Below are 26,547 nucleotides of genomic sequence, written 5' to 3' on the forward strand. Positions count from 1 at the left end.
TGTCAGCCGCCTAGAGTCCGTGATCGGCGAGCCAGCGCTCGGCGTCCAATGCCGCCGCACAGCCCGATCCGGCCGCGGTCACGGCCTGACGGTAGGTGTGGTCGACCAGGTCGCCACAGGCGAACACACCGTCCAGATTCGTCCGCGTCGATCCAGGTTGGGCCACGACGTAACCCGCTGGATCGAGGTCCACCTGATCACTGATCAGTTCGGACCGCGGGTCGTGACCGATGGCGATGAACACACCCGTGACAGCCAGCGTCGACTCCTCGCCGGTGACGCGGTTGTGCAGTTGCAGTCCGCTGACCTTCTGATCGCCGAGCACGTCAACCACGTCGCTATTCCAGATGACTTCAATTTTGGGATCGTTCAATGCCCGATCGGCCATAATCTTGGAGGCGCGGAACTCGTCTCGACGGTGGACTATGTACACCTTGTCGGCGAATCGCGTCAGGAAGGTTGCCTCCTCCATCGCTGAGTCGCCACCACCGATGACCGCAATCTCCTGTTGTCGGAAGAAGAATCCATCGCACGTGGCGCACCACGAGACTCCGTGGCCGGACAACCGCTTCTCGTTGGGAACACCGAGTTCGCGGTATCCCGATCCCATCGACAGGATGACCGATCGTGCCTGGTAGGTGTTGCCCTCGCCGTCGGTCACCACTTTCACGTCGCCGTCGAGCTTCACATCGGTGGCATCGTCGGTGACGATTGTCGTACCGAATCGCTCGGCCTGTGCGCGCATCTGCGCCATCAGCTCCGGCCCTTGAATTCCGTCCGGGAAGCCAGGGAAGTTCTCCACCTCGGTGGTGTTCATCAATGCACCACCGGCGGTGACGGAGCCTTCCAGCAGTAGTGGCGACAGTTGGGCGCGGGCGGCGTAGATGGCCGCAGTCAGACCCGATGGTCCAGAACCGATGATGATGACGTCGCGAATATCGCTGCTCACTGGGAAGCCCTCCGTGGCCAAATTCCTGCTGACTCGTGGTCGTCTGTTGCTAGCCCAACGAGTCTAGGTGCCCGCAGTATTCCGCCCACGACCAGCGTGCCGCGGCAGGAGGTGTAACTAGCTACTTGGGGTCTTGCACCAAGATGTGCGCGCGTACCTTCGGATCGGTCGCGGTGCAGTCCAGGCCCATCACGTAGACATCCATGGAGGTCGGGGTCGCTGGCACGGCAACCACCGCGACCTGCTTCTCGGGTTGGTCTTGCGGATCCCGATACATGGCGACCTCAACGTGGAGGGGCTGCCGATCGGTGACTGCTGGCAAGCAGGTGTTGATTGCCATGCGAACCGACGTGGGCACGACCGTCGTCACGGGGGTCGGCGACGACCGCGCCGTCGGCGTTTCACTGACGGTGTCGGCCGGAGTACTGAGGGACCCACCGTCAGCGGGTTGTGAGGTTGTTGCGGTGGGAAGGGGCGTGACTGCGGCGGCGGACGCTGCTGAGCGCCAGGAGGGGACCTGCTCAGCGGCCTGCGTCACCAGCGTGGGCTTTGTGTAATGCATCGTCGATGCACTCATCGGCACCACCGAGACTTTTGCTGGACCCGTTGGCTCGGTACCGCCGATGAGGACATCGCGACCGACGACCACGCCGAGTAGGCCGGCTGCGGCGATACCTCCGACGGCGACAAACCAGCGAGATCCTCGCCGCTTGCGACGCTCGGCCAACACGACAACCGGCTCGGCTGCGGATTCGGTGGAGCGAGCGGCGGACTGCTCGGCGATCGCTGTGAAGATGCGCGACTCAACCCAGTCCGGCATGGGTGGTGATTCAAGGGCGGCGAGAGCGGAGCGAACAAACTCATCGGCCTCACGGGAGGCGGCAGTTTCGTGTTGCTGGTCTGCGGAACCCGACGTGGATTCCAGATCGTCATTCACTGCGTTTGCTCACCTCCCTGCTCGCTTGACTCTGATCCGACGTGATCCTCGACGCTTGGGTTCCGCACAGTGGCCAATCGGACGGCAAGTTTCGCCCGGCCGCGTGCGCACCGGCTCTTCACGGTGCCGCTAGGACACTCCAGGATCTCGGCGGCCTCGTCCACGGAATAGCCCTCGATATCCACCAAAACGATCGCCGCGCGCTGGTCGTAGGGCAGTTCGTCGAGGGCTTTCTCGATCTCGATGCGCAGTTCCTTGGAGCCCAGCTGGTCCTTAGGGTCGGCCAGGGTGGCGCCACCGAAATCACCATCGTTGTCCGGCAGTGGGACCGATGGTCGCGCAGCGCGGCGGCGGAGCCGATCGAGGCAAGCGTTGACCACCACCCGGTGCATCCAAGTGGTGACCTTGGAATCACCCCGGAAGGATCCCGCGTTCCGGTAGGCGGAGATCAGGGCTTCCTGTAGTCCGTCCGCCGCCTCTTCCGGGTCACCGGTAGTGCGCAGTGCAACGGCCCAGAGCCGATCCCGGTGTCGGCGGACCAATTCCTCGAACGCGTGCGGGTCGCCGGCCACATGTGCGGCCATCAATTCATGATCAGTCCGGACATCTCCGGATGCGTCGGCAACCTGGCGTTCCATCGTTGGAGCAGCCTACGCGCAAGCCGGGAATTGTGACTGAGCCGGGCGCTCAGTCACCCCACACGGTCACTGTCGTGACGCCACCGCGGTATCCCTCGAGCCGCAGCGGCACAGCGGTGAGCAGCACCAGGACGTAACGGGTGACCACCGGACGTGGTTCACGGACGGTGAGTTCACCTGGGGCGGCTTTGGCTGTGTAGAGCTTCTCGTAGCCCGCCACCGATCGTGAGCGTCGATCTCCGACCCGAATCTGAACGTCTGAGTCGTTGCCAATCAGGCCCAGGTCGAGGGCTCGCACAGCTCGCGGGAAACCGAGGTCGACGAGGATGCCGCTACTTGCTCTAAGGCCTTGCCGATGACTGGGAAAGACGGCCGTGTACCAGGCACTGGCAGGGTCGCCATCGATCGCGTAGTTGGCGAACCCGCCGGAGACAACGCCGTCGCCGTTTGGATCGAACGAACTGACCGAGTTGATCGGCAGTTCTCGTTCAAGTGGAACCGGTCGCACTCCCCTTGGCGTGGCGGCATCGGGAACTGAACCGGGTAGCGCCAATGACCGCGGCTGAATCGTCGGGTTAATCGACGTGCCAGCTTCGCCCGCACCCCTGGACACCGCACCTGCTGCTTGGTCGGAACCGCCGGCGATGAGCAGAGCCCCGCCGACGGCGGCACAGGTGATGATGACGGCGAGGGCAACGATGACGCCGAGCCCGCGTCGGGCAACTCCGCGAGTGCTCGGGTGCGGCTTGGCCACGCTCGGAACCGAAATAACTGGCACGACGCCCGTCCACGCTGGCGCGTCGCTGAGTGAACCAAGCGCGCGGCGGGCGGATTCAACCGAACTGAAGCGATCCTCGACGTCGAAACCACTCGCCCGGGGAACCGCCGATAGCGAACGGACGACGAAGTCATTGATGTCGTCCGACAGATCGGCTTGCAGTTGGCTGGGGGTAGCGACGCGTTCGCCAAAGACCGGGACGCTGCGCAGGTTGGTTGCTGGCTGGCAGGGCCAACGAGTGGTCAGGCAGGCCATCAGCAGGGCGCCAATGCCATAGATGTCCGCTTCAACGGCATCGGGTCCTGGCGAGGTGCCCCACAGTTGGGCGTCAATGCAGTGGCCGCGTAGCCGAACTTCACCGCCATCGGTGATCAGAACGCAAGCCGGTCGGATGCGGCCGTGGGAAGCACCCGCCTTATGAATCGCGGCAAGGGCCGCAGCGACCTCGCGGGCGATCGCGATGGAGCGTGCCGGGTTCAACGGTTGGGTCAGAATCTCCTCGAGGTTGATTCCCTCGACCCACTCAGCAACGATGGCGAGTTCGGTATCGAAGTCGATCACGTCGAGCACTTGGGCGACTCTTCGGTCAACCACCCGCGCGGCCTTGAGCGCGGCTTCCCGCAACGCCTGCTGGCGCGGATCCGAAGCGGGCACGATCCGGACGGACACCGCCCGTTTGAGTCGCTCGTCGTATGCGCGCCACAGGCCAGCGTGTCGGTCGCCGAAGATCAGATCGTCTAGCCGGAACCTGCCGATGCGGGGGTGATCGCTGGTGCCATCGGCGCCATGGGGTGATTCGGCGTTCCGCGCCAAATTCCCAGGGATCGCTCGCATCCCTCTACTGTAAGTCAAAACCTCATGATCAAGTTACCGACGCCCGTCGCCCATTCGGGCTATGGCGCCTGTTCGGGTCAGCGACGAACTCGGGCGCGAACATCGCCGAGGGCCCGACGAACCTCGCTGACCCGCAACATCAGCGCGAAAGCGAGGTACAACAGAACGGTCAAAATGCCACCGACGATCACTGCTATTAGCGACGCGATGTGGTGGTCAAGCAGCCTCGACAGTGAATCGTCGAGGCCCACGCCAGCGAGTGCCGCGTACCCCGCGAGGACCAGTGCAAGGGCAATAGCGGCAGCAAGGATGCCAGCAAGCACCATTCGACTGAGGGCTCCGGCAGTTCGTCTGCCTTCCAGGTACCCGATCCGTCGGCGGAGCAGCAGCCACGTCACGGCGGCGATCACCCAGTACGACAGCGCGTAGCCGACCGCCAACGCCACGACCTTGAGACTGTCGGGCGCTAAAAGGAACAGCGCGATCGTCAAGGGGATGGAGAGCACGTTGTACAGCACGGTCACGATGAACGGTGTCCGCGTGTCCTCCATCGAGTAGTAGCCGCGCAGCATGACGTAGAAGAGCGAGAAGGGCAGCAAGCCAATGGCAAAGCAAGAGACGACCAGCCCGGTGTAGATCGCCGGATCCCCTGAGTTGCTTCCGAAACCGAAGAGCACCAACCCGACCATCGGGCCGAACGCCATCAGGAAGGTGACGCAGGGAACGATGAATGCACCGATCAGTCGTGATCCTTCCGCGACGTCCTGTCCAACCTCTCGCATGCGTCCGTCGGCGGCCGCCTTACTCATCCGCGGGAGCAGCGCGGTCACCAGCGAGATCGTGATGACTGAGTGGGGAAGCATGAAGACGAGGAAGGCACGCTGGTAGGTGGCCAGACCTTGGGCCGTACCGCCAGTATCCGAGGCAATGACGTTGGACAGGGTTGCCAACCGAGAGATCACCAGGAAGCCGATCTGGTTGACCAGCACCAATCCGATCGTCCAGCCAGCCAACGAACCTGCCTTGCCCAGCCCGTGCCCTCGGAAGTCGAACCTTGGTCGCCACCGATAGCCCACGCGAATGAGCACCGGAACCAGGACCAATGCCTGGGCAGCGACGCCGAGGGTGGTTCCAATACCTAGCCAGGCAACCTGATCCGGGGTGATTGTCTCCGCGCTGACAGCCGTGCCCGCAACCCAAATGAAGCCGATCGCGGTCGCAATCATCACGACGTTGTTGATGATTGGAGCGAACATGGGCGCACCGAAGTGCAGGCGCGAGTTCAACACTTGGGAGAACATCGTGTAGATGCCGTAGAAGAAGATCTGCGGCAGGCAGAACCGGGCGAAAGCCGTCGCCAGCGAGAGTTCCTCGCTACTGAATTCCGACGTCGCGTAGAACTTGACGATCCAGGGAGCGAGCAGCACTGTCGCGATGGATGTCACCAACAGGATCAGGCCGACCAGGGTGATCAGTCGATCCGCGTAGCCGTCGCCCCCGTCGGCGTCGTGCTTCATGTGCCGGATCAACTGCGGGATGAACACCGCGTTCAAGGCACCGCCGATGACCAGGATGTAGATGATGTTGGGCAGCGAATTGCCCAGGGCATAGGTGTCGGCGAGGATGAATGAGCCGAGCGCAGCCGCGATCGTGATGTCGCGGGCCACGCCCGTAATCCGGGAAGTGATCGTGCCGACGGCCATCAACGCGCTACTGCGCAGGACCGCCTGGGTCTGGTCGACCTCAGCGTCAGCGTCGGTCTCAGCCATCTGCATCACGCCCGGAGTTGTCGCCGACCGAGGCGGTAGTGGCGGGCGGTTCCGATTGCCTGCGGGTTCGTCGTCGGCGGATCGAGTTCATGAGCAACAGCAACAGCAGGATGGCGAAGGCAATCCCGACGACCCAACTGGCTGCCCGGGCATAGGCGGTGCTCCGAAGCACGATCTCACTCGGTTTGCCGTACTTCTGGCCGGTCGGTGTGGTCAGTCGGACCTGTACCGGAAGCTCACCGGCGCCGACCACCTGCGCCGGGATCTCGGTACTGATCTTGCGATTGGCTGGGATGGTCAGTTTGGTGACCGGTTTGCTCACCAGTCGGACACTCGGGTTGGCTGTGAGCTCGATGCCGACCTGCACCGGTCGGGCCAGATCGTTGGCGATGGTGATGGGGACTTTGCCGGTGTTGCTGGGGAAAGTAATCGTGCCACTGGACAGCACTCGCACGTTGTTGACTTGGGCTTCGAGCTCTGCGGAAACGCGTGCCAATAGTTGTGACCCAGCCGCTGGTTCACTGCGCCACGCGGCGGATTCGGTCCGAAGCAGTGCCGTCCGGAAGGGTTGAGTGATCGTGCCGGGTTCAACGATGATTGACGAGAAGTTGTTCAGGCGTCGTTGAACTGCCCGGACCTCGTTGAGGTGCTTGGTGCTGAGTTGAGCCCGACGAGCCGCTCTGCCCAATGGAGCCAAGACGCGGTTGGGGTCAGTGGAACTACCGGCCAGCAGGCTATTGAGCGAGGTCTGTCGGACCCACGGAGCTGTTCGCATGGTAGCGAGCAGTTCGGAGACGACTGAGGGGTTGGGGTCCCATCGGACATCGGGCCCGACGGCCACGATCGTCGACTTGTCCGGAGACGTCGCGGCCATGACACCGGTATCGGCCAGGAACCTTTGCCGGGCCGCCGTGGCCTCTGCCCGGCTGGAAGCGTTGGAACCAAAGGAATTGGATAGTTGCCGATCGGTCAGCGCGGCGGTCAGGGGGCCCGACTCGGTGCGGATCACGCTCGCGCTGGTGGTTCCGACGGTCGGTTGGCCGTCAACCGGGGGATAAGCGGCCGTATCGAGTACGACGGTTCTGACGCCGGCGTTCTGTAACACGTTCAGGCTGTCTTGATCTGTCCGATTGCCAGCTGGCCAGCCCAGACCCACCGGCACTGGTCGGCGCAGCAGGTCGCCAACGGTTTCGGTGGCTTTGGTATTTGCCAGGATCACGTCCTGGGTGAGTCCCGCCCGCGTCATCGCCGTGACGTCCGGATCGGCGTAGGCCATCGCGTACACCGACGATGTCTTCAGGCCAGTTCGAGCACGGGTGAGCCACTCGGCGGCTTCTTCGCGCCCGAGGCCGGCGACGGCCTCGCCGGAAGGGCTCAGTACGCGGTAGCCGCCGGTCATCGCGTCCGCTGTCTCAAGCAGCTGGGGGTCGATGACCCACTGTGGCTGGGTCTTTGCCGCAAGACCCAGGTCGAGCAGTCGCCTGAGACGACCGCCTGGCGCGAGTTCTATCGGGGTGCGATCGTTGAGCAAGACTTGGTTAGCGTCGCGGTTGGGCCAGTCGCTGATTGGCCACAGCCAGACCACTTTGGTCGGTTTGACCTGGCCCTTGGTCGGAAACCACGGCAGGAAGGTGCGGGTCAATCCCGTGACCGAACCATCCTGATCCAAGGTGGCGTCCACTTGCAGGGGATAGACGCCGGAGTTGATCAACTGCAGATTGGCGATCGGTAATTTCATGCTCCAGGGAATCGACGCCGCAGGTTCCAATGGCGTCGTCAGTGTGACCTGGCCCAGGTAGACACCGCGCCAACCGGGATCGAGGGACTGATTGGCGATGCGGGCCACGCTGGCGCGGTCGGTGACCGCCGAGTTGGCGACTCGCAGATTCACACTGATTCCGGTGAGAGTGTTCTCCGTATTGTTCGTGACGGTTCCAGTCAGCGCCAGTGAGCTCTTGAGCTTGGGGATTGTCGGCGAGAGCGTGTTGAGGGTGACCGTGAGTGGAGTCGGCGGCGGGGCCTGGGTTGCGCCTCGGCCGGCCGCCCCCGCCATGGTCGGTGCCAGGGTCAACAGCCCGGCAACGAACGCGACCGTCAGCGCGATCACCCAGGGAAGGGATCGGCGACGCGGGAACGCGGAAGTCTTCACTCGCTTTCCGCTAGCAACGTTGAGACTTTGTCCAAGAGGCGGCGCTCGTCGGCATATGCGAGCTTGGCACCGATCTCCTCGAGGGGGACCCACGCCACCTCAACGACCTCTGGGTCATCGGCATTCAGTTCACCGCCAGTGCGATCCATCAGGAAATGGTGCACCGTCTTGTGGATGCGCTTACCGTCGGCGACGAACCAGAAGTCGATCGCACCCAAAGCGGCCGTGATACGACCACGGATGCCGGTCTCTTCCTCAACCTCGCGGACGGCTGCTTCGGCGGCGGTCTCGCCTCGCTCGAGGTGCCCCTTGGGCAAGGACCACATCATGCGGCCCCGGCGGTCCAGTCGGCCGATGAGGGCAGCCTTACGTTGTTCACGATCGACGACCAGCCCGCCCGCACTGGTCTCTTCCGTCGGGGCGGTCGGTCGTGGAGCCCGAATCGCCGAGGGCAGCGGAATCTGTCGCTCACCGGATGGAGTTTCCGGTGACATAGGGGCCATGGTGGAAGGATAGTCACCATCACCGCAATCTTTGGTCACTATCGTTGGCCCACGTGACCAGCAACAGTTCGGCGCGGCCCTTGCGAATCTCGGTCGATGCCTTGGCAGCCGTTCTGCCGGTGTCCCAGGAGCTGGGCACCCGGTTCGCCGACCGCGGGTTCGAGTTGGCCCTGGTCGGGGGCAGCGTCCGCGATGCGATGCTTGGCCGACTTGGCAGTGATCTGGACTACACGACCAACGCCCGGCCGGAGGACGTGATTGAGCTAGTCACCGGTTGGGCGGACGCGATTTGGGACGTGGGGATCAAATTCGGAACCGTTGCTGCTCGTAAGGGCGACTTCCATATCGAAATCACCACGTATCGAGCTGAGTCGTACGACGAGCAATCGCGCAAGCCGGAGGTCAGTTACGGCGATTCGCTGGCGGAGGATCTGGTGCGCCGGGACTTCACCATCAACGCCATGGCGGTGACCCTTCCCGAGATCGACTTTGTGGAAATGCACGGTGGGGTGGCCGACCTTGTCGCGGGCGTCATCCGGACCCCCGGCACCCCGGAGCAATCGTTCAGCGACGACCCGCTGCGAATGATGCGCGCCGCCCGGTTCGCGTCGCAGTTGGACTTCGAGGTTGATCCGGTGACGATCGCGGCAATGGCGGGGATGGCCGATCGTCTGCAGATCGTGTCAGTCGAACGAGTCCGCGACGAGTTGAGCAAGTTGCTGCTGGGCCAGGCACCTCGCAAAGGCCTGCAGTTATTGGTCGACACCGGATTGATCGATTACGTCCTGCCCGAACTGCCCGCACTCGTGCTCGAGATTGATGAGCACCACCGGCACAAAGACGTTTATCAACACAGCCTGACGGTTTTGGAACAGGCGATTGACCTCGAGACCAGCCACGTGCCAACCTCCGAGCCGGACCTGGTGCTGCGGTTGGCCGCGCTGATGCACGATGTGGGCAAACCCAAGACCCGGCGGTTCGAGGCTGGCGGAGGCGTGTCGTTCCACCACCACGAGGTGGTCGGAGCCAAGCTGACCCGCAAGCGACTGAAGGCCTTGCGATACCCCAACGAGATCGTCGACGACGTTACGTTGCTGGTGGAGTTGCACCTGCGTTTCCACGGCTACGGCAACGGCAACTGGACTGACTCGGCTGTGCGGCGCTACGTGCGCGATGCCGGTGATCAGCTCAACCGGCTGCACAAACTGACCAGGGCCGACAGCACCACCCGCAACCGCCGGAAGGCAGCCGCCCTGCAGGCGACCTATGACGAGCTGGAACAGCGGATCGCCATCCTCAGCGAGCTTGAGGAGATGCAGGCGGTTCGTCCCGATCTGGATGGCAACCGAATCATGGAGCTGTTGGGTATCGGCCCAGGCCGCGAAGTTGGCCAAGCTTACGAGTACTTATTGGAGCGCCGCCTGGATCGCGGGCCGGTTAGCCCAGAAGTTGCTGAGACGGAACTGCTGGCTTGGTGGGCGCAGCGTTGATGTCAGTTGGCGATCGAGGCGGGCGGCCCGGTTGACGGTGGAGCGTCGGACTTGCTGACCGCACTGGTCACCGCACCCCGGACACCCTTGGCGTATTTCTGGCCACTGAACAGCCAACCGCCGATCAGCAACAGCACCCCGATCAACAGGGTCCAATAACCCGCACTCTGCAGGTAGTTAGTCAGGATGGTGAAGAACAACGAGGCTGACCGTGCGAATGGGCCACCGGATGCGGCATCCGTGATCGCGGTATTGCCGAAGTTCAGTCCGAAAATGATCAAAAGTGCGTTGAGGATCATGCACACTCCTACCCACGCGACCATGCGCGCGTGGCGGCGCGCTAGCAGGACCGCACCGAGGAATAGCAGCAGCACCAGCGGCAGCAGCCACGTCGCGATCGGGACGCTGACGGAGTAGATCAGCCGAGCTTGTTTCACCTGCGGGGCATCCAGCAGGACGATCTGCCGATCTGCGGCCGACGGCGTTGGTCGATTCGCCAGTGATGTCAGGCCCTTCTCCCCAAGCTGGACTTTGACCGCGGCGATGAGGTCGCCGGTGTCGAGCACGATCTGGTCGCCTTGCATTTCGACCGGACCGCCGGGCTTGCCCTCCAGGGCGGCGACAACAAGTTTCTGCAATCGCTCACTGGAATTGGTCCAGAACGTCGCGAACTGCGGGGTCTGCATGAGTTTGAGCGTGATCGAGTACACAAACTGCTGGACCGCCGACGAGATCGGCCCAGCGAGGGGCGCGGCTCTGGGCGGCAGTAGACCGGAGATTTCCGACTGCAGATCGACGCCCTGGACGACGGCCGTGGAGACCGCGGTCGCGATGTCTTCCTGAATCGCTTGCTGGGTGGCAAGTGGTCCGACGGTCTGGACAAAGCGCTCGGTATCAGTCAGCGTGCGCTGACCCCAGAAGCCGACGACTGCCAGCGGTAGCAACAGCGCCGCGATGACCAGCGCAATCACCGCGAGGATTCCACGGGTCTTACCGGGCTTCTTGGTTGCAACTGGTGCCGCCGGCGCCACAGGAGCCACACCTGAACTTGTCATGGTGGAAACCTAGTGCGGCAGGCTGATCGGACGCGACCTGATCAAGTACCAGGCGGCGCTGACGAACAGCAAGATCGTGATAGCCACCAAATCCAGCGTTGATTCCCCGGATTCAGGGCTGGTGAAGGCGACGGCGGTAACTCCGACGACTAGGCCGACATTGATAAGCACGTCATAGAGGGAGAAGACCCGGCCACGGTTGTCGTCGGTGACGTACTGCTGCACTGCGGTGTCCGCGCAGATTTTGACGCTCTGACCCGCGAGGCCGAGGCCGAACGTGCCGCAGATCAACGCAGGTACCGTCGCGATTCCCAAACCAATCGGGATGGTCACACCCGCGAAGATGAGCGAGAGTGCACTCCAGACGACCGCGCCCATTCGCCTGGTGGCAAACGGCGTCATGACCGCCCCGACAAGTGCGCCGCCAGCGACTCCACCCACGACCAGGGTGAGTTGGGCCAACGCGGCCTCCGGGTTGGATGGGTCGTTCAGCGTGTTGCGCAGCAGCAGAATCACCAGCACCGTCACCGCACCGAAGACAATGCGATGCAGCGCCACGATCGACACTGCTCGCATGGCCGGGCGTGCGCGCCAAAGGGCAACGGCTCCCTCACCGAACCCACGAATCACCGACCCGATGGTGTCGACCTGTTCGGCCTCGTCAGGCCCGAGTAGATCCCGGGGCATTCGTAGAGCGAACAACCCGGAGACAAGGAACCCGACAGCCGCGACCACCAGCACCGCGGTCGAGCCGGCGTCGCCGCCACCCAAAACTCCGCGCAGCAGCACCCCGAGCAATCCGCCGACGGTTGCCATGAGAGTGCCAGCGGTCGGCGCGAAGGCGTTGGCGGTGACCAACACCGTGCGATCGACGGTGTGCGGTAGCGCGGCGGCCAGTCCGGCGAGGATGAAACGGTTGATCCCCAGGGCGACGAGCACCATGATCCCGAGGTCAAGGCCAGCGTGGCCGCTGGCCGTCTGCAGGCAGACCACCAGCACGACGCCGCCGCGAAGCAGGTTGCCGTAGTAGAGGACTTGGCGGCGACTCCACCGGTCGAGCAACACCCCGGCGAATGGGCCAATGACCGAGTAGGGCAGGTAGAGGATCGCGAATGCGGCGGCAATGGCGGTCGCCGACGCTTGCCGTTCCGGGGAGAACAACACGAATGTGGCGAGCGCTGCTTGGAACAGGCCGTCGGACGCCTGACCGATCGCGCGGACGGTGAAAAGTTGCCGGAAACGAGGAGAGCCGAGCACTGTCGACAAGTCGTTGGCGGCCACCCCCAGAAACTACGCTGACCCCACCCATTTCCGGTGGCTCCTTGGCCGAGTGGCCTGGGAAACAACCGGAAGTGAGGGGGTCAGCGAGTGCTGTGCTGAGCAGGTGGGTCGAGCGTTTAGCGCTCCACGTCGCCCGCGATGAATGCCTCGACGGCGGCTTTGGCCTCGTCGTCGGAGTACTGCACCGGCGGGCTCTTCATGAAGTAGGAAGATGCCGACAGGATCGGTCCACCGATACCCCGGTCCTTGGCGATCTTCGCCGCACGCAGCGCGTCGATGATGATGCCGGCCGAGTTCGGCGAATCCCACACCTCAAGCTTGTACTCAAGGGACAACGGGATGTCGCCGAAGTTGCGACCTTCCAGACGCACGAAGGCCCACTTACGGTCATCGAGCCACGCGACATAGTCCGACGGCCCGATGTGCACGTTGCGTGGGGAGATCTTCTCCTGCAACTGTGAGGTGACCGACTGGGTCTTCGAGATCTTCTTGGACTCCAAGCGTTCACGCTCAAGCATGTTCATGAAGTCCATGTTGCCGCCGACGTTCAGCTGGTAGGTCCGGTCCACGGTCACTCCGCGGTCTTCGAACAACTTGGCCAGCACGCGGTGGGTGATGGTGGCGCCTACCTGGGACTTGATGTCGTCTCCGACGATCGGGACGCCAGCCTTTTCGAATTTCTCGGCCCACTCGGGGGTACCGGCGATGAACACCGGCAGGGCGTTGACGAAGGCGACGCCAGCATCAATCGCGCACTGTGCGTAGAACTTAGCGGCTGCCTCGGATCCAACCGGCAGGTAGCAGACGAGCACGTCGACTTCGGCCTCACGCAGAGCGGCGACGACATCGACAGGGGACTCGTCGGACTCCGTCACCATCTCGCGGTAGTACTTGCCGAGACCGTCGAGAGTGTGTCCGCGCTGAACGGTCACGCCAGTCGGCGGTACGTCGCAGATTTTGATGGTGTTGTTCTCGCTGGCCGTGATGGCATGCGCGAGGTCTTGGCCGACCTTCTTGGCATCCACGTCGAAAGCGGCGACGAACTCGACGTCGCGCACGTGGTACGGGCCGAACTGCACATGCATCAGACCGGGCACGCGCTGTTGTGGATCGGCATCCTTGTAGTACTCAATACCTTGCACTAGCGATGACGCGCAGTTACCTACACCGACGATCGCAACGCGAATCGAACTCATATCTAGCCTCTCCTTGATTCGCCGGTACGGCTATTGCCGCCGGAATTGGTTTGCTCATTGGCGATGAGCTCTGAGAGCCATCGCACCTCCCGCTCAACGCCGTCTCGGCCATGGCGGGCAAGTTCTTCGGTATACGAATCGACGCGCTCGGTGCCACGGGTGAACGAGGACCGAAGATCGGCCAGTCGCTCTTCCAACCGACTGCGGCGGCCTTCCAGAATGCGCATTCTTACCTCTTGATCAGTCTCCGAGAAGAAGGCAAAGTGAACGTCGAAACGTTCGTCGTCCCACGAGTCGGGACCGGTCTCTGCCAGTAGTTGCTCGAATCGCTCCTTGCCCTCGGCCGTGAGCTGGTAGACGATCTTGGCGCGACGACCACTGAGGGCTGGGGCGCCAGCATCGGCCGGACCGGCCTCGCTGATCAGATTGACTTCCAGTAGTTGCTTGAGGCAGGGATAGAGGGAACCGTAAGAAATAGCGCGGAAGCTTCCAAGCACCGAATTGAGGCGCTTGCGCAGTTCGTAGCCGTGCATCGGAGCATCGTGTAGGAGACCAAGCACCGCAAACTCAAGCACGCTGCTGCGTTTTCCCACGATCGACACCTCCTCCTGGCTCAACCCAGGGTTTGGGGTGATATATCGAGCCGATATATCTCTACGTTACCTCTAAGCAAACATTTGGCAAACTATCCGGCGGGTGAATCGCTGTGACGTCCGTCACCATCGAGGGCTACCGCAGGCTGCAATCCACACGTACGCTCTTCTGGTGGCAGTTCCCCGGTCCAGCGGCAACCCTCGCGGCACTCGCGCGCCGGGGGTAAGTAGCAAGCCACCGGCCGCTCGACCTGAACTGCGAGAACCGGAGGATGTCGACGATCCGACCGTCCCGCGCCGCGTTGTCGATCACACGCTGCAGCGTCGTTCGGCGTTGGCCTCGCTGGTTCTGACCGCGACCGGGGCGAGTGACCATCTCGACCCGCATCCCTATCTGCTGCGCGCCGCGCGCAACCATGGAATCTCCGCCCAGGAACGGTGCCCTTGGTGCCGCAAGGAGGAGAGCCTCAAGTACCTCAACTACGTCTATGGGGACGAACTCGGCGCATACTCGGGCCGACTGCGAACCGCAACCGAATTGCGCTCGATGGCTTTTGAACACGGGCAGTTCCGGGTGTACGTGGTGGAAGTGTGTGCGGACTGCGGTTGGAACCACCTTGTGCGAAGTTACGTCCTAGGTGATGGCGTGCCGCGCGCCGCTTTGCGCGCACCTCGCGATTTGCTGGACTGATCGCCGACTCCGGCACTGCACGCGAGGCAAGCCGAGAGACCGCTGACTGACGAGCAATGGATGGTGCCGAATGGCCGAGCGTGACGAGAAGAGTCCGAAGCGTCGTCGACGCCTCATTGACTACCCTCGCCGCAACAAGACCGGCATCCGGCACTGGCTACCGAGTTGGAAGCTCATTCTCGGCAGTTTCGCGACCTTCATCCTGGTCCTGGTCGGCGGTTTTGCCGCCGCGGTTGCGTTCACCACAATTCCACAAGCCAACGAGGTCGCGCGGGCGGAAAAGACCATTGTCTACTGGAACGACGGCACCACCGAGATGGGCCAACTCGGCGAGGCGAACCGCATCAGTGTCCCGTTGTCAGACGTTCCCAGCGACACCCAGCACGCGGTTCTGGCGGCCGAGGACCGTGACTTCTACCAACACGGTGGCTTCGATCCGACGGCCCTGGTGCGAGCGACGCTCAACGATGTCAGGGGCGGGGCTACGCAGGGTGCCTCGACGATTACCCAGCAGTACGCGAAGAACGCCTACCTGAGCCAGGACCAGACACTGATTCGCAAGGCTCGTGAGTTGGTGTTGTCGGTCAAGCTGGAGACCCAGTCGTCCAAGGACGACATCCTGTCCGACTACCTCAACACCATCTATTTCGGTCGCGGCGCCTATGGCATAGAGACAGCCTCCCAGGCCTACTTCGGGCGCCCGGTGTCAGAGCTGAACCTCAACCAGTCGGCAGCTTTGGCGGCAATCATCCGTGCACCTGGTGGGTACGCACCTGAGAACAACAAGGACAAGTTGCAAGCCCGGTTCGACTACGTCATCAGCGGCATGGTCACCAAGGGCTGGATCACCCAAGCGCAAGCCGACGCCGCCAGCCTGCCCAAGTTCCAGGACTACAAGCCCATTCGCTCATCGTTGCGCGGGACCAATGGCTACCTCCTTGAGTCCGTCCAGCGCGAGATGATCAGCCGCGGCTACAGCGAAGAAGACCTCAACCTCGGTGGTTTCCGCGTCGTGACCACATTCGACAAGAACGCCCAGCGGGACGCGGTCAATGCGGTCGAGACCTCTGGACCTGGTCCGGAGAAGGGCCTTCGCATCGGTCTGACCTCTGTCGATGCCCAAACCGGCGAGGTAGTCGCAATGTATGGCGGGGCGAACTACCTGAAGAACCAGTACTCCAACGCGGATCAGGCAACGGCGCTCGCGGGTTCGACGTTCAAACCGTTTGCCCTTGCTGCCGCAACGGAGCAGGGCATTGGACTGGACTCCTATTGGGACGGAAGCTCGCCCAGGACGATTCAGGGCTACACGCTGCAGAACGAGGACAACGCCTCCTACGGCACCATCAGCCTGTTGTCCGCCACCGAGAATTCGGTCAACACCGTCTACGTCGATCTGGCGACTCAACTTGGCACCGACAACGTGATGAACGCGGCAGTGCGAGCCGGTGTGCCACAGGACACCGTCGGGCTCAAAGCCGACCCGACAACGGTCTTGGGAACAGCGTCTCCGACCACCGAGGTGATGGCTGGCGCATACGCCACGTTTGCCAACGGTGGTAAGCAGATCAAGCCCACCACCATCAAAGAAATCAGCCGCGACGGCAAGGTGGAGTACACCTACCAGCCGCAGGCAAACCGAGCCTTCACCCAGGACGTCGCCAACACCGTCAACTACGCGTTGCAGAAGGTCGTCACCAGCGGTACCGGGTACGCGGCAGCAAGCATTGGTCGACCGGCTGCGGGCAAGACGGGAACGACTGACAACAACCGGTCCGCCTGGTTTGTCGGCTACACCCCGCAGTTGTCAACGGCCGTGATGATGGCCAAGCAGAACAGCAAGGGCGAATCGATCTCGCTCTACGGAACGGGTGGCGGCGGCAGCGTCTACGGTGGCTCGTACCCCGCGCGGATCTGGGCTACCTACATGGCTGCGGCAACGGCCGATCAGCCGGTTGAGAACTTCACCGATCCCGCGAACATGGTCAGCGATTACTCGAACTCACCCAGCCAGACACCTTCGCCCAGCCAATCAGCATCGGAGTCGCCGACTCCGTCGGCGACCACCCGGCGACCGATCCCAAGTGCCACTGCGTCCAGCCCACAGTCGGCTGCTCCGCCCAGGCAACGGCCAACTCCATCGGCCGTGACCCCGGCTCCGTAGTCACGGTTGGTGGGCTAAGCCCCGGCCATCGGTTGTTGACCAACCGCCGGCCTCGATTGCCGTCTCGGTCGCACTGCGGTCCCAGCGATCCGGTGCGCCGTCCAGCACGCCACCACCGGGATCGTCTTGGTCTTCTTGCCACCCGTCTGTTCTGACCGGGTCGTATTCCGGTCGCAGAATGTCGCGAATCACCATGGCTGCGAAGTAACAGGTCGCGACGATGTGGATCATGATCGCCAGGGAGTACCACCCCGATGGCAGACCCTTGCCGCCGTTGAGTCCGGCCAGGTAGAGCCAGATGGCGACGTAGTAGATGACCTCGCCGGTTTGCCAGATGAGGAAGTCGCGCCAGCGTGGTCGGGCCAGGGCGGCCAGCGGGATCAGCCAGAGCACGTACTGCGGTGAGTAGACCTTGTTGGTCAGCAGAAACGCGGCGACCACCAGGAAGCACAGCGATGCAAGCCGCGGCCGCCGCTTTGCCCGCAGGCCGAGCACCGCGATACCGATGCAAAGCACCAGGAATAGACCGGTCGCGACGATGTTCAGCGCGTCGTCGGGAACGTGGGCACCCATGTTGTTGACGAACAGCCAGACAGAGCCGAAGTCTTCGCCCCGGGTCGAGCTGAACTCGTAGAAGTGGTACCAGCCGTAGAAGTTGATGACCATGAACGGAACGTTCACGACCAGCCATGCGGCAGCCACCCCGGCAGTGAACTGCCAGAACGCGACCATGCGTTTGGCCCGGAAACACAGGATCAGCAGCGGTCCGAGCAGCAGGAATGGGTAGAACTTGGCCGCTGCGGCCAGGCCGATGAAGACACCCGCGGCGACTGGGTGCTTGCGGGACCAGAGGGCCAAGCCGATCGCAGTCAGCGCCACCGCCAGCAGGTCCCAGTTGATGGTCGCGGTCAGGATCAGCGCCGGTGCCAGCGCCACCAGGGCGGCGTCCCATGGCCGCCGACGAACCGTCACCGCGGTTGCGAGCACCAAGGCAATCAGGCACAGGCCGAGCAGCAATGCGTTGCTCAGGTAGAACCCGATTCCCGGACTGACCCCGGGGAGCTTCAGCCAGTTGGCCACCTGCATGAACAGACCCGTGAGCACTGGGTATTCGAGTTGCTCGGTCCCGGGCAGCGGGGCGTGGATGTATGGGAAGACGTTGGCCGAGAACCCCCGCAGGCTGAACAGTGGGGGGATGTCGGAGTAGCACAGGTGGGTGTAGCGGACGGGATCGTTGAAGCCGTTGCCGATGCAGGGAATCCGCGTCACCAGGTTGGCGATGAAAGCGACGACCGACAGGAATGCCAGCACGATCAGCGGGTTCCAGAACCGGGTTGGGCCACCGGCGTGGTCGCCGACTCGGCCGCCGAGGATTTCGCTGTTGTCGGCGATGACCGGGTCGTCGCGGGTCGGGGCGACCGATTGCGGTGGCGGGGGTTGCTTGGGTTCTTCCACCGTGAACCCCTCAGTCCAGTCCGATGATCCGGTCGAAGGCTGAGGTGGTGTGGCGCACCCGACACTCAAGTTCGTCACCCACGGCCGGCACCCGACCGCCTCGACCGACCGCCATCCGGACATCGTCGGAGCTCAGCCACAGCAGTGACATCTGCATGTGGGGGGGCTCGGCGAACCAGCGCTGTTTGCCATCCCACGAGAACGGCGACCGCGACCTGCCGGATGCTTCTAGCGCACCGGTACCCGCCGCGACCGCGCGCTGTCGCATGGAGACCGCCGGTGAGGGAGCCTCCATGCCGACCCCGTGTGACGTACCGCCGCCCACCACCACGAGCAGACCGTCCTTGGGTGCGCGCCGCTGCCGATAGCCGACCGCACGGCCTTTGGCGACCGGGTGTACAGCCAGCACGGTTCCGCGAGCGCTGAGTGCCGCCGGGCAACCGAGCCACAAGCGGGTGCCGATCCGCACGCGCAGCGGGATGTCCGGCAATGCCGCCCGCAACTGTCGCAGTTCCTGATCGTCCAAGTGGGAGCACCAGACGGCGGCGGCCTCGTCGGTGAGCGGGTAGCCAGCGTCCTCCAGGCCGCCGAGTGCGCGAATCCACGTCAACGTCCATGACCAGGCCTCCTTCACGCGACCAGAGGCGTCCTTCGGCAGGCGCGGCGCGGAGTCATTCTCGTGCCAGTTGGCCTCCAGCGTCTCAACGTGGGGCGCGAGTGGTTGGGCCAGCGGCAGGTGCAGGGCGAGCCCGACCAACTCGATGCGTCGGTGTTGCAACGCATCGCGGATCGCCTCGTCGGCAAGTAGCGCGTCAAGGTCAGGTTCGGCTAGCCCGAAGCGTCGCATCGAGGTCAGTCCCTCGATCACTACCGGGATCGGATCCTGCGCATCGTTGACCACGGAGGTGGCCAGGGCATGCAACGCCTCGACGCTGGCAACCGTCCGGATCACCCGCTCGCGGATGGGGTTCGCCTCGATGATCGCCCAGGACTGGGCGGCCAGAACATCGCGGGGATCCCACGGCTGCATGACCAAGATCAGACCGGCGAAGTACTTGCTCATGGCGATCGCCTCGTCGGCCGTTCCTACCGCCACGCGGTCGAGGCCAAGCCGGGTACTTTCGATACCGAGATTGGCTAGGCCGAACCCGTAGCCGTTGCCCTTGGCCACGGCGACGATGTCCCCGGATCGCGCACCCGCCTGGCCCCCGTAAACCGCATCGCGAACCGCATCGCGGACCGTGGCCGCGTGCTCGCGCCAGTGCGTCCCATCGACATGCAGCGAGAACGTCATGAAGTCGATTTCTCCCGTGATAGCAGCGACTTTGCTCGCTGTTTGAACTCGGCCCGACGCAGGTAGACATCGAAGGCCTTGGCGAGCGTCGGTCGCAGTGCGTAGTCCCATTCCCCGACGTATTCCAAGGCCCTGCCCCCGGTCCCGAGTTTGAAGCGGATCAAACCGAATAGCGGATCGGATTCCTCCAACGTGTCACTGATGCCGCGCATGTCGTAGACGGACGCGCCGCTGGCCAGGGCATCCTTGATCATCTGCCACTGGATGGCATTGGACGGTCGGACCTCGCGGCCGGCGTCCGCGGACGCGCCGTAGGAGTACCAGGCATGGTCGCCGACGGTGACCATCGTCGTGGCCGCCAGGACGTCGCCCTGGTACCGCGCCAGATACAGCGTGATGCGGTCGGGATCCTCCGAGGACATGGCGTCCCACATTCGCTGGAAGTAGGCCAGACCGCGTGGCACGAATCCGTCGCGGACGGCTGTCTCCACATAAACCGGGTGGAAGAGCGCCAGGCCGTCGCGGTCGCTGCGCTCGACAGTAACCCCGAGCTTTGCCGCTTTGCGGACGTTGCGACGCCACAACTGGTTGAAGCCAGCGAACACATCGTCCTCGGTCCTGCCCGCGAGCGGAACCTGGAAGACATATCGGGGCTGAACGTCGCCAAAGCCTGCGCCTGTGTCGGCTTTCTGGGTCCAGCCATGTACGCGCATCTCGTCGATCAGTCGTTGACCGTCCGGGTAGGTCTCATCGGGGGTCACATCACGCAGCCGACTGGCGGTGCCCGTCGCGATGGCCTCTTTTAGGGTGGCCGCGTTCCAGCTACGCACGCCGACGGTCGGGCCCATCTTGACCAAGAAGGCGCCTTGGGACTTGAGGTGCGCGAGCATCGGATCGAGCCAATCCGCCAACTGATGCGGCGAATCGGGACCTGGCCAGTCGAGCGCAGGACCCTCCGGCAGGTAGGCGAGCCAACGGTCCAACTTGGGGACTTTGCGGGTCAGAACCAAGCCAGCGCCCACCAGGGTCGAACCATCGAACCAGCCGAGGCTGATGTTGCCCCACTCGGCCTTGACGCCCGCCCATGAGGGCACCTGCAGGAATGAGGCACTCGCACGCGTGTTCACGTAGGCGAGGTGTTCCTGCGCACTGATCGGTCTGACGGTCAAAGCCACCCGGGCAGCCTATGTCGAAGCGGGACCGGTTTGGTTCACCCGTACCGTGCGGCTGGGGTTCGCGCCTTAGGCTGGCAGGCATGACGGCGACCACAGCACCGGTGATCGGTGGACACGTTGGCCAGGACGATCCCATTGGACAGGCGGTAGCGATCGGGGCGGATTGCGCTCAGTTGTTCCTCGGCGATCCGCAGGGCTGGAAGGGTCCAACGTTTCCTCACCCCGACGGAGCCGAGGGTCTGAAGGCCGCAGCGCAAGCAGCCGGTGTGCGGATCTACGTCCACTCGCCGTACATCATCAATGTTGCCTCCACCAACAACCGGATCCGAATCCCGAGCCGCAAGATTCTGCAGCAGCAGGTCGACGCTGCCGCGCAGGTGGGAGCGGCAGGGGTAGTCGTCCACGGCGGGCACGTGACCAAGGACGACGATCCGCAGGTCGGCTACGACAACTGGCGCAAGACGTTCGAGCGACTGGAGCCCAACTGCCCGGTCTTCATCGAGAACACCGCCGGCGGCAACTTCGCCATGGCCCGTCGACTGGAGGCCATCGAGCGGTTGTGGGAGGCACTCGACGGTTTCGACGCGGGGATTTGCCTGGATACCTGTCACGCCTGGGCGGGTGGGATTCCGATGCCGGACGCCGCGGCTCTCATCAAGGGCATCACCGGGCGGATCGATTTGGTGCACGCCAACGACTCGCAGGGCGGATTCGACTCCGGCAGGGACCGGCACGCGAACTTCGGCGAGGGCACCGTGGGTGTTGATGAGCTCATCGAGTGCATCCGGATCGCTGACGCGCCGGTGGTGTGCGAGACACCCTTCCCGGGCATCGCCGAGGACATTGCACTCATCCGTAGCCGCCTGACGTGACCGTTCTGTGGATACCCGCAGCGGGCATCCACCTGCTCGGGGTACCCTTTGGTTACCGCAATCGCGATCCAACCCAAAGGTTCTTCTTTTGTGTTCGTTCGTCTGCGGTACATGTGAGACCTCCTGTTACGGAACGTCCGTAGCCGTTAAGTCCAGAGGAGGTGGTCTGAAGCATGCGTCATTACGAAGTCATGGTGATCCTTGATCCGGATCTCGAGGAGCGCACCGTCCAGCCCAGCCTGGAAACGTTCCTGAATGTGGTTCGCGCCGATGGCGGAACCGTCGACAAACTCGATGTGTGGGGCCGGCGTCGCTTGGCCTACGAGATCGAGAAGAAGTCAGAGGGCATTTACGTCCTCATCCAACTGACCTGCGGACCTGACACGGTCAAGGAACTCGACCGCCAGTTGTCGCTCAACGAAGCAGTGCTTCGTACCAAAGTCACTCGTCCGCCGGCTGTCAAAGCCAGCTAGCCCAACAAGGAAAGAAGACACTCATGGCCGGTGAACCCCAAATCACGATTGTTGGCAACCTCGTCGACGACCCCGAGCTTCGCTTCACACCCAGCGGTGTTGCTGTTGCCAAGTTCCGGGTTGCCTCGACTCCTCGAACATTTGATCGCCAGGCAAACGAATGGAAAGACGGCGACTCCGTCTTCATGTCATGCCAGGTGTGGCGGCAATACGCGGAGAACGTAGCCGAATCGTTGACCAAGGGCGCCCGCGTCATCGTGTCTGGTCGTCTACGTCAGCGCTCTTACGAGACCAACGCTGGCGAGAAGCGCACCGTTTATGAAGTCGAGGTCGACGACGTCGGTCCCGCACTTCGGTCGGCTACCGCCAAGATCGCCAAGGTCAGTCGTGGCGGCGCAGGCGGCGGCTTCTCCGACGGAGGCGGCAACGGTCGCACCGTCGCCAGCGACGATCCCTGGGCCACCCCGTCATCAGGCGGATCCGGCGGAAGCTTGGACGAGCCACCCTTCTAGTCATCGATTCCGTGGCCGACTCGCGTCGGCGCGGACCAGCAGCACCTACGGAGATACAACATGGCTAAGCCACCAGAGAAGAAGTTCAAGAAGAAGGCCTGCGTGTTCTGCAAAGACGACCCGCAGATCATCGATTACAAAGACATCAACCTGTTGCGCAAGTACATCTCGGACCGCGGCAAGATTCGCGCCCGTCGTGTCACGGGCAACTGCACCGGTCACCAGCGCGACATCGCGACGGCAGTCAAAAATGCCCGCGAGATGGCGATGCTCCCGTACACCTCGACGGCCCGGTAGCGGGGGAGATCACTATGAAGCTCATCCTCACTCACGAGGTCGATGGCCTCGGTGCCCCCGGTGACATCGTCGAGGTCAAGGACGGCTACGGCCGCAACTTCCTGGTCCCACGCAGCCTGGCGATGCCTTGGTCGCGCGGAGCCGAGAAGCAGATCACCCAGATCAAACGGGCGCGCGACGCCCGGGCGATCCGCGGTGTCGAGCATGCCAACGAAGTCAAGAACCAACTTGAGGGACTGGCTGTCACCTTGCCGGTCAAGGCTGGCGAAACCGGCAAGTTGTTCGGTTCGGTGACCACCGCCGACGTTGCCGACGCAGTACGTACCTCGGGTGGCCCACTGATCGAGAAGCGTGCCGTCACCCTTGATCACTCGATCAAGTCAGTCGGTTCGCACAATGTCGAGATCAAGCTGCACCCCTCGGTGACTGCCATCGTTTCGATTGAGGTTATCGCCGCAAACTGAGATACTTGTCCCATGACTCCACTAGCCCCCCGCAGAGCATCGCGGCCCCTCACGTTGGCCGGTGGCGTCGTGGTGTGCCTGGGGCTTGTCGGCGCAGGCAGTGCCAGCGGCGCGCCGGCGCCTGCGATCTCTGGCGCCGTCTCGGCCACTTCGTCGACTGTCATCGAGCAGAGTTCGGCGCGTACCCTCCGCTCGACCAAGCCGATTACCTCGCGGGTGATCGGACGGTCGGTGAGGGGTCGCAACATCGTGGCTCGGTTGTACGGTTCCAAGTCGTCAAGCCGGGTGGCAGTGATCATCGGGTCGATGCATGGCAACGAGACCGGTGGTGTTCCCATTGCCAAGCGCCTTGAGCAGATCTCGCCGCCTCTGGGTACTGCACTGTGGGTGATTCGCAACCTGAACCCGGACGGCACCAAGATGCATCGTCGCCAGAACGCACATGGTGTGGATCTCAACCGCAACGGCCGTGATCATTGGCGCTCCTACGCGGGCGGCCGCGAGTACTACCCCGGCAAGCGGGCCGCGTCAGAGCCGGAGACGCGGGCGTATATCCGTTTCCTGAACACTGTCGATCCCGATGTTGTGCTCGTTTATCACCAGGCTGGTAACGCGGTCGACAGTTACCACCAGAAGAACCGCGGCCTCACTCATGGGCTGGCGGATCGGATGAAGCTACGCGTTCGTTCCTTCGCCTGTAACGGCGTGTGTACGGGCACGTTGACTGGCTGGTTCAACACGACACACTCAGGTGTCGCGCTCACGGTTGAGTTACCGCGCCCGGTCTCGATGAAGGCGGTCAAGCGGGGTGCCCGGGCCGCTCGTTGGGCTGCGACATACGTGCCCGATCGGTAGTCGCCCCGTCGCTCCCCGGTCGGGTGTGGCGTTGAGCCGTCGCTCGGCGTCCGCCGCGCGGCGCGGGTCCAGCGCTAATGCCCCAGCTCAAGCCGAACGTGGTCGATGATTCCGTCGGCCGCGTGTTCGATCATCTCCAGCACCTGCGTGAACCCATCGCTATCGCCGTAGTAGGGGTCGGGCACCGTTAAGGCCGGATCGTCTTCTGGCAGGTGCATCAGGGTTGGGTCGAACGACCGGAAGATTCGGACCACACCATTGGCGTCACCGTCGGGTGAAAGTGCTCGCAAATCCTCAACGTTGGCGTAGTCCATCCCCAACACTAAGTCCGCGGATGTCAACCATTCAGGCTCAAACTGTCGTGCGCTGTGGTCGTGGTGGTAGCCCGCGTTGGTCATGGCTGCCTGGGCGCGGGGGTCGGCGTTCGATCCGATGTGCCAGCCACCTGTTCCCGCCGATTCCACCGTGGCTCGGTCGCTGAGGCCAGCGCTGTCGAGCCGGTCAGCCAAGACCACCTCGGCGATTGGTGACCGGCAGATATTGCCCAAGCAGACAACGATGATCCGGTACGTGTCGGTCGTGGGTTCCATCGCCGACAGCCTACGCAAACGACACGCCGTGTTCACGTGGGCTTAACGCGAGGCTGGGGGCAAACTAATTTCGACACACAGGGCCTGAGCTGCGTTTCCGCAGGTCAGAGGCAACTTTTAGATCCGAATGACACCGCTGTCCCCAACTTATCCACAAACCTGTGGATGACCGTGCGCTTTCCATCCACACGCTGTCCCCCTACTCGTCCACAGGGCACCGCGCCAATTAGTTCAAGGTTGCGCAAAACGTCAGACCCACGCGGTAAATAGGACAAGTGCAACCTGAACGCCTGCAACCAGCGGGACGTCGCACATCGGGGAGGGGACCTGCGTGAGCATCGCGTCCGTCAGTTTGCCAGGAACCAGCGAGGGCCGACCCCAAGTCGACCGGACCCCTCCGCAGGATCTGCCAGCCGAGCAGTGCGTGCTCGGCGCGATGCTGCTGAGCAAAGACGCGATTGCCGACGTTGTCGAGCACCTTCGAGCTGATGATTTCTACAAACCCGCACACGCGACGATCTTCGACGCCGTGCTCGACCTCTACGGTCGTGGCGAGCCCGCCGACGCGGTCACCGTCGCTGACCAGCTAGCCAAGTCGGGCGAACTGCTGCGCATTGGTGGCGCGCCCTACCTGCACACGCTCTCGGCGAGCGTGCCGATCGCCGCGAATGCCGGCTACTACGCGCGCATCGTCACCGAGCAGGCGATCCTGCGGCGCCTGGTGGAGGCTGGCACGCGCATCGCGCAGATGGGCTACTCCGCCGAGGGTGAAGTTGATCAACTAGTCGACCGCGCACAGGCCGAGATCTACGACGTCACCCAGCAACGCACAGCTGAGGACTACCAACCGCTGGCGAACCTGATGCAGGGCGCCATTGAGGAGATTGAAGCAATCCATAGCCGCGGTGGTGCTCTCGTGGGAGTGCCCACCGGATTCTCCGACTTGGACGAGCTCACCAACGGTCTGCACCCGGGTCAGATGATCATCATCGCCGCTCGACCAGCCATGGGTAAGTCGACCGTCGGACTGGATCTGGCGCGCTCAGCCAGCATCAAGAATGGGCTGACCAGTGCGATCTTCTCGCTGGAAATGGGTCGCAACGAGATCCTCATGCGGCTGTTGTCCGCCGAGGCCAAAGTGCCGCTGCAGAACCTGCGCAACGGCAAGATGTCCGAGCAGGACTGGATGAGGCTGGCTCGCACGCAGAGCGAACTCTCCGAGGCGCCGCTGTTCATCGATGACTCGCCGAACCTCACGCTGATGGAGATCCGGGCCAAGTGCCGCCGGCTCAAACAGCGCAACGATCTGCGGTTGGTCATCGTCGACTACTTGCAGTTGATGACTAGTGGCAAGCGGGTCGAGAGTCGCCAGCAGGAGGTCAGTGAGTTCTCCCGATCGCTGAAGCTGCTGGCAAAGGAACTTGAGGTTCCGGTTATCGCGATCAGCCAGCTCAACCGTGGGCCGGAACAGCGGACCGACAAGCGGCCGATGTTGTCCGACCTACGTGAGTCCGGCTCGTTGGAGCAGGACGC

The 26,547-nt window shown here is 63.3% G+C and carries 25 protein-coding genes; 10 read left to right on the plus strand and 15 right to left on the minus strand.

The features are described from left to right. Window positions 1-10 precede the first annotated feature (10 nt). From trxB to KAZ48_03115, 7 genes are all read right to left on the minus strand, one after another. On the minus strand, window positions 11-949 hold the full coding sequence (gene trxB, locus KAZ48_03085) for a thioredoxin-disulfide reductase (GenBank protein MBP7971759.1): 939 nt from the start codon (window positions 947-949) through the stop codon (window positions 11-13). Between the two features lie 121 nt (window positions 950-1,070). Beyond that, entirely contained in the window at window positions 1,071-1,886 is an 816-nt protein-coding gene (locus KAZ48_03090; GenBank protein ID MBP7971760.1) for a hypothetical protein, read from the minus strand. Then, a complete protein-coding gene (sigM, locus tag KAZ48_03095; protein ID MBP7971761.1) occupies window positions 1,883-2,524 on the minus strand; it encodes an RNA polymerase sigma factor SigM in 642 nt (213 codons plus the stop codon). Before sigM ends, KAZ48_03090 begins: the two co-directional genes overlap by 4 nt. A gap of 49 nt (window positions 2,525-2,573) precedes the next feature. Then, a complete protein-coding gene (locus KAZ48_03100; protein ID MBP7971762.1) occupies window positions 2,574-4,136 on the minus strand; it encodes a hypothetical protein in 1,563 nt (520 codons plus the stop codon). 77 nt (window positions 4,137-4,213) lie between these two features. Beyond that, window positions 4,214-5,905, minus strand: coding sequence for a murein biosynthesis integral membrane protein MurJ (gene murJ, locus KAZ48_03105; protein MBP7971763.1), 1,692 nt, complete (start codon window positions 5,903-5,905; stop codon window positions 4,214-4,216). Next, on the minus strand, window positions 5,898-8,054 hold the full coding sequence (locus KAZ48_03110) for a hypothetical protein (protein MBP7971764.1): 2,157 nt from the start codon (window positions 8,052-8,054) through the stop codon (window positions 5,898-5,900). The genes murJ and KAZ48_03110 overlap by 8 nt, the downstream gene beginning before the upstream one ends. Next, window positions 8,051-8,548, minus strand: coding sequence for an NUDIX domain-containing protein (locus tag KAZ48_03115; GenBank protein MBP7971765.1), 498 nt, complete (start codon window positions 8,546-8,548; stop codon window positions 8,051-8,053). Before KAZ48_03115 ends, KAZ48_03110 begins: the two co-directional genes overlap by 4 nt. A 53-nt stretch (window positions 8,549-8,601) precedes the next feature. On the opposite strand from KAZ48_03115, the gene KAZ48_03120 reads away from it, so the two are divergent. Then, window positions 8,602-10,047: a CCA tRNA nucleotidyltransferase gene (locus KAZ48_03120; GenBank protein MBP7971766.1), complete on the plus strand. Its 1,446-nt coding sequence runs from the start codon at window positions 8,602-8,604 to the stop codon at window positions 10,045-10,047. A 2-nt stretch (window positions 10,048-10,049) separates the two neighbouring features. On the opposite strand, the gene KAZ48_03125 is transcribed toward KAZ48_03120, so the two are convergent. The 4 genes from KAZ48_03125 to KAZ48_03140 form a co-directional block, all read right to left on the minus strand. Further along, entirely contained in the window at window positions 10,050-11,102 is a 1,053-nt protein-coding gene (locus tag KAZ48_03125) for a hypothetical protein (protein ID MBP7971767.1), read from the minus strand. Between the two features lie 9 nt (window positions 11,103-11,111). After that, the gene (locus KAZ48_03130; protein MBP7971768.1) at window positions 11,112-12,383 is read right to left on the minus strand and encodes an MFS transporter; all 1,272 of its coding nucleotides are present in this window, start codon (window positions 12,381-12,383) and stop codon (window positions 11,112-11,114) included. A gap of 116 nt (window positions 12,384-12,499) precedes the next feature. Continuing rightward, on the minus strand, window positions 12,500-13,579 hold the full coding sequence (locus KAZ48_03135) for an inositol-3-phosphate synthase (protein MBP7971769.1): 1,080 nt from the start codon (window positions 13,577-13,579) through the stop codon (window positions 12,500-12,502). 2 nt (window positions 13,580-13,581) lie between these two features. Next, complete coding sequence (locus tag KAZ48_03140) at window positions 13,582-14,154, minus strand: PadR family transcriptional regulator (protein ID MBP7971770.1); 573 nt, start codon at window positions 14,152-14,154, stop codon at window positions 13,582-13,584. A gap of 190 nt (window positions 14,155-14,344) precedes the next feature. On the opposite strand from KAZ48_03140, the gene KAZ48_03145 reads away from it, so the two are divergent. Together KAZ48_03145 and KAZ48_03150 are read left to right on the plus strand one after the other, a co-directional pair. Continuing rightward, on the plus strand, window positions 14,345-14,863 hold the full coding sequence (locus KAZ48_03145) for a DUF5318 family protein (protein ID MBP7971771.1): 519 nt from the start codon (window positions 14,345-14,347) through the stop codon (window positions 14,861-14,863). A 70-nt stretch (window positions 14,864-14,933) separates the two neighbouring features. Beyond that, the gene (locus tag KAZ48_03150) at window positions 14,934-17,027 is read left to right on the plus strand and encodes a penicillin-binding protein (GenBank protein MBP7971772.1); all 2,094 of its coding nucleotides are present in this window, start codon (window positions 14,934-14,936) and stop codon (window positions 17,025-17,027) included. Here KAZ48_03150 and KAZ48_03155 read toward each other — a convergent pair whose 3' ends face one another. The 3 genes from KAZ48_03155 to KAZ48_03165 are packed head-to-tail and all read right to left on the minus strand — an operon-like array spanning window position 17,028 to window position 20,951. Beyond that, entirely contained in the window at window positions 17,028-18,482 is a 1,455-nt protein-coding gene (locus tag KAZ48_03155) for a DUF2029 domain-containing protein (GenBank protein MBP7971773.1), read from the minus strand. A gap of 10 nt (window positions 18,483-18,492) precedes the next feature. Continuing rightward, window positions 18,493-19,776, minus strand: coding sequence for an alanine racemase (locus KAZ48_03160; protein MBP7971774.1), 1,284 nt, complete (start codon window positions 19,774-19,776; stop codon window positions 18,493-18,495). Next, entirely contained in the window at window positions 19,773-20,951 is a 1,179-nt protein-coding gene (locus KAZ48_03165; protein ID MBP7971775.1) for a peptidoglycan bridge formation glycyltransferase FemA/FemB family protein, read from the minus strand. Before KAZ48_03165 ends, KAZ48_03160 begins: the two co-directional genes overlap by 4 nt. 80 nt (window positions 20,952-21,031) lie before the next feature. Here KAZ48_03165 and KAZ48_03170 point away from each other — a divergent pair, with 80 nt between their 5' ends. From KAZ48_03170 to KAZ48_03195, 6 genes are all read left to right on the plus strand, one after another. Then, entirely contained in the window at window positions 21,032-21,823 is a 792-nt protein-coding gene (locus KAZ48_03170) for a deoxyribonuclease IV (GenBank protein MBP7971776.1), read from the plus strand. A gap of 173 nt (window positions 21,824-21,996) precedes the next feature. After that, window positions 21,997-22,296, plus strand: coding sequence for a 30S ribosomal protein S6 (rpsF, locus tag KAZ48_03175; protein ID MBP7971777.1), 300 nt, complete (start codon window positions 21,997-21,999; stop codon window positions 22,294-22,296). A 23-nt stretch (window positions 22,297-22,319) separates the two neighbouring features. After that, window positions 22,320-22,808, plus strand: a complete 489-nt coding sequence (locus tag KAZ48_03180) for a single-stranded DNA-binding protein (GenBank protein ID MBP7971778.1) — start codon at window positions 22,320-22,322, stop codon at window positions 22,806-22,808. A gap of 60 nt (window positions 22,809-22,868) precedes the next feature. Then, window positions 22,869-23,105 carry a 30S ribosomal protein S18 gene (locus KAZ48_03185; GenBank protein ID MBP7971779.1) on the plus strand — a complete coding sequence of 79 codons (237 nt, stop codon included), beginning with the start codon at window positions 22,869-22,871 and terminating at the stop codon, window positions 23,103-23,105. Window positions 23,106-23,119: 14 nt separating this feature from the next. After that, the gene (gene rplI, locus KAZ48_03190) at window positions 23,120-23,569 is read left to right on the plus strand and encodes a 50S ribosomal protein L9 (protein ID MBP7971780.1); all 450 of its coding nucleotides are present in this window, start codon (window positions 23,120-23,122) and stop codon (window positions 23,567-23,569) included. Between the two features lie 12 nt (window positions 23,570-23,581). Further along, window positions 23,582-24,424, plus strand: coding sequence for a DUF2817 domain-containing protein (locus tag KAZ48_03195; GenBank protein ID MBP7971781.1), 843 nt, complete (start codon window positions 23,582-23,584; stop codon window positions 24,422-24,424). A gap of 74 nt (window positions 24,425-24,498) precedes the next feature. On the opposite strand, the gene KAZ48_03200 is transcribed toward KAZ48_03195, so the two are convergent. Then, window positions 24,499-25,014: a low molecular weight phosphotyrosine protein phosphatase gene (locus KAZ48_03200; protein ID MBP7971782.1), complete on the minus strand. Its 516-nt coding sequence runs from the start codon at window positions 25,012-25,014 to the stop codon at window positions 24,499-24,501. Between the two features lie 436 nt (window positions 25,015-25,450). On the opposite strand from KAZ48_03200, the gene dnaB reads away from it, so the two are divergent. Continuing rightward, the coding region (gene dnaB, locus KAZ48_03205; GenBank protein MBP7971783.1) for a replicative DNA helicase at window positions 25,451-26,547 on the plus strand (1,097 nt) is incomplete at its 3' end.

It is taken from the genome of Candidatus Nanopelagicales bacterium (genome assembly GCA_018003655.1).
Lineage (GTDB): Bacteria > Actinomycetota > Actinomycetes > S36-B12 > UBA10799 > JAGNDY01.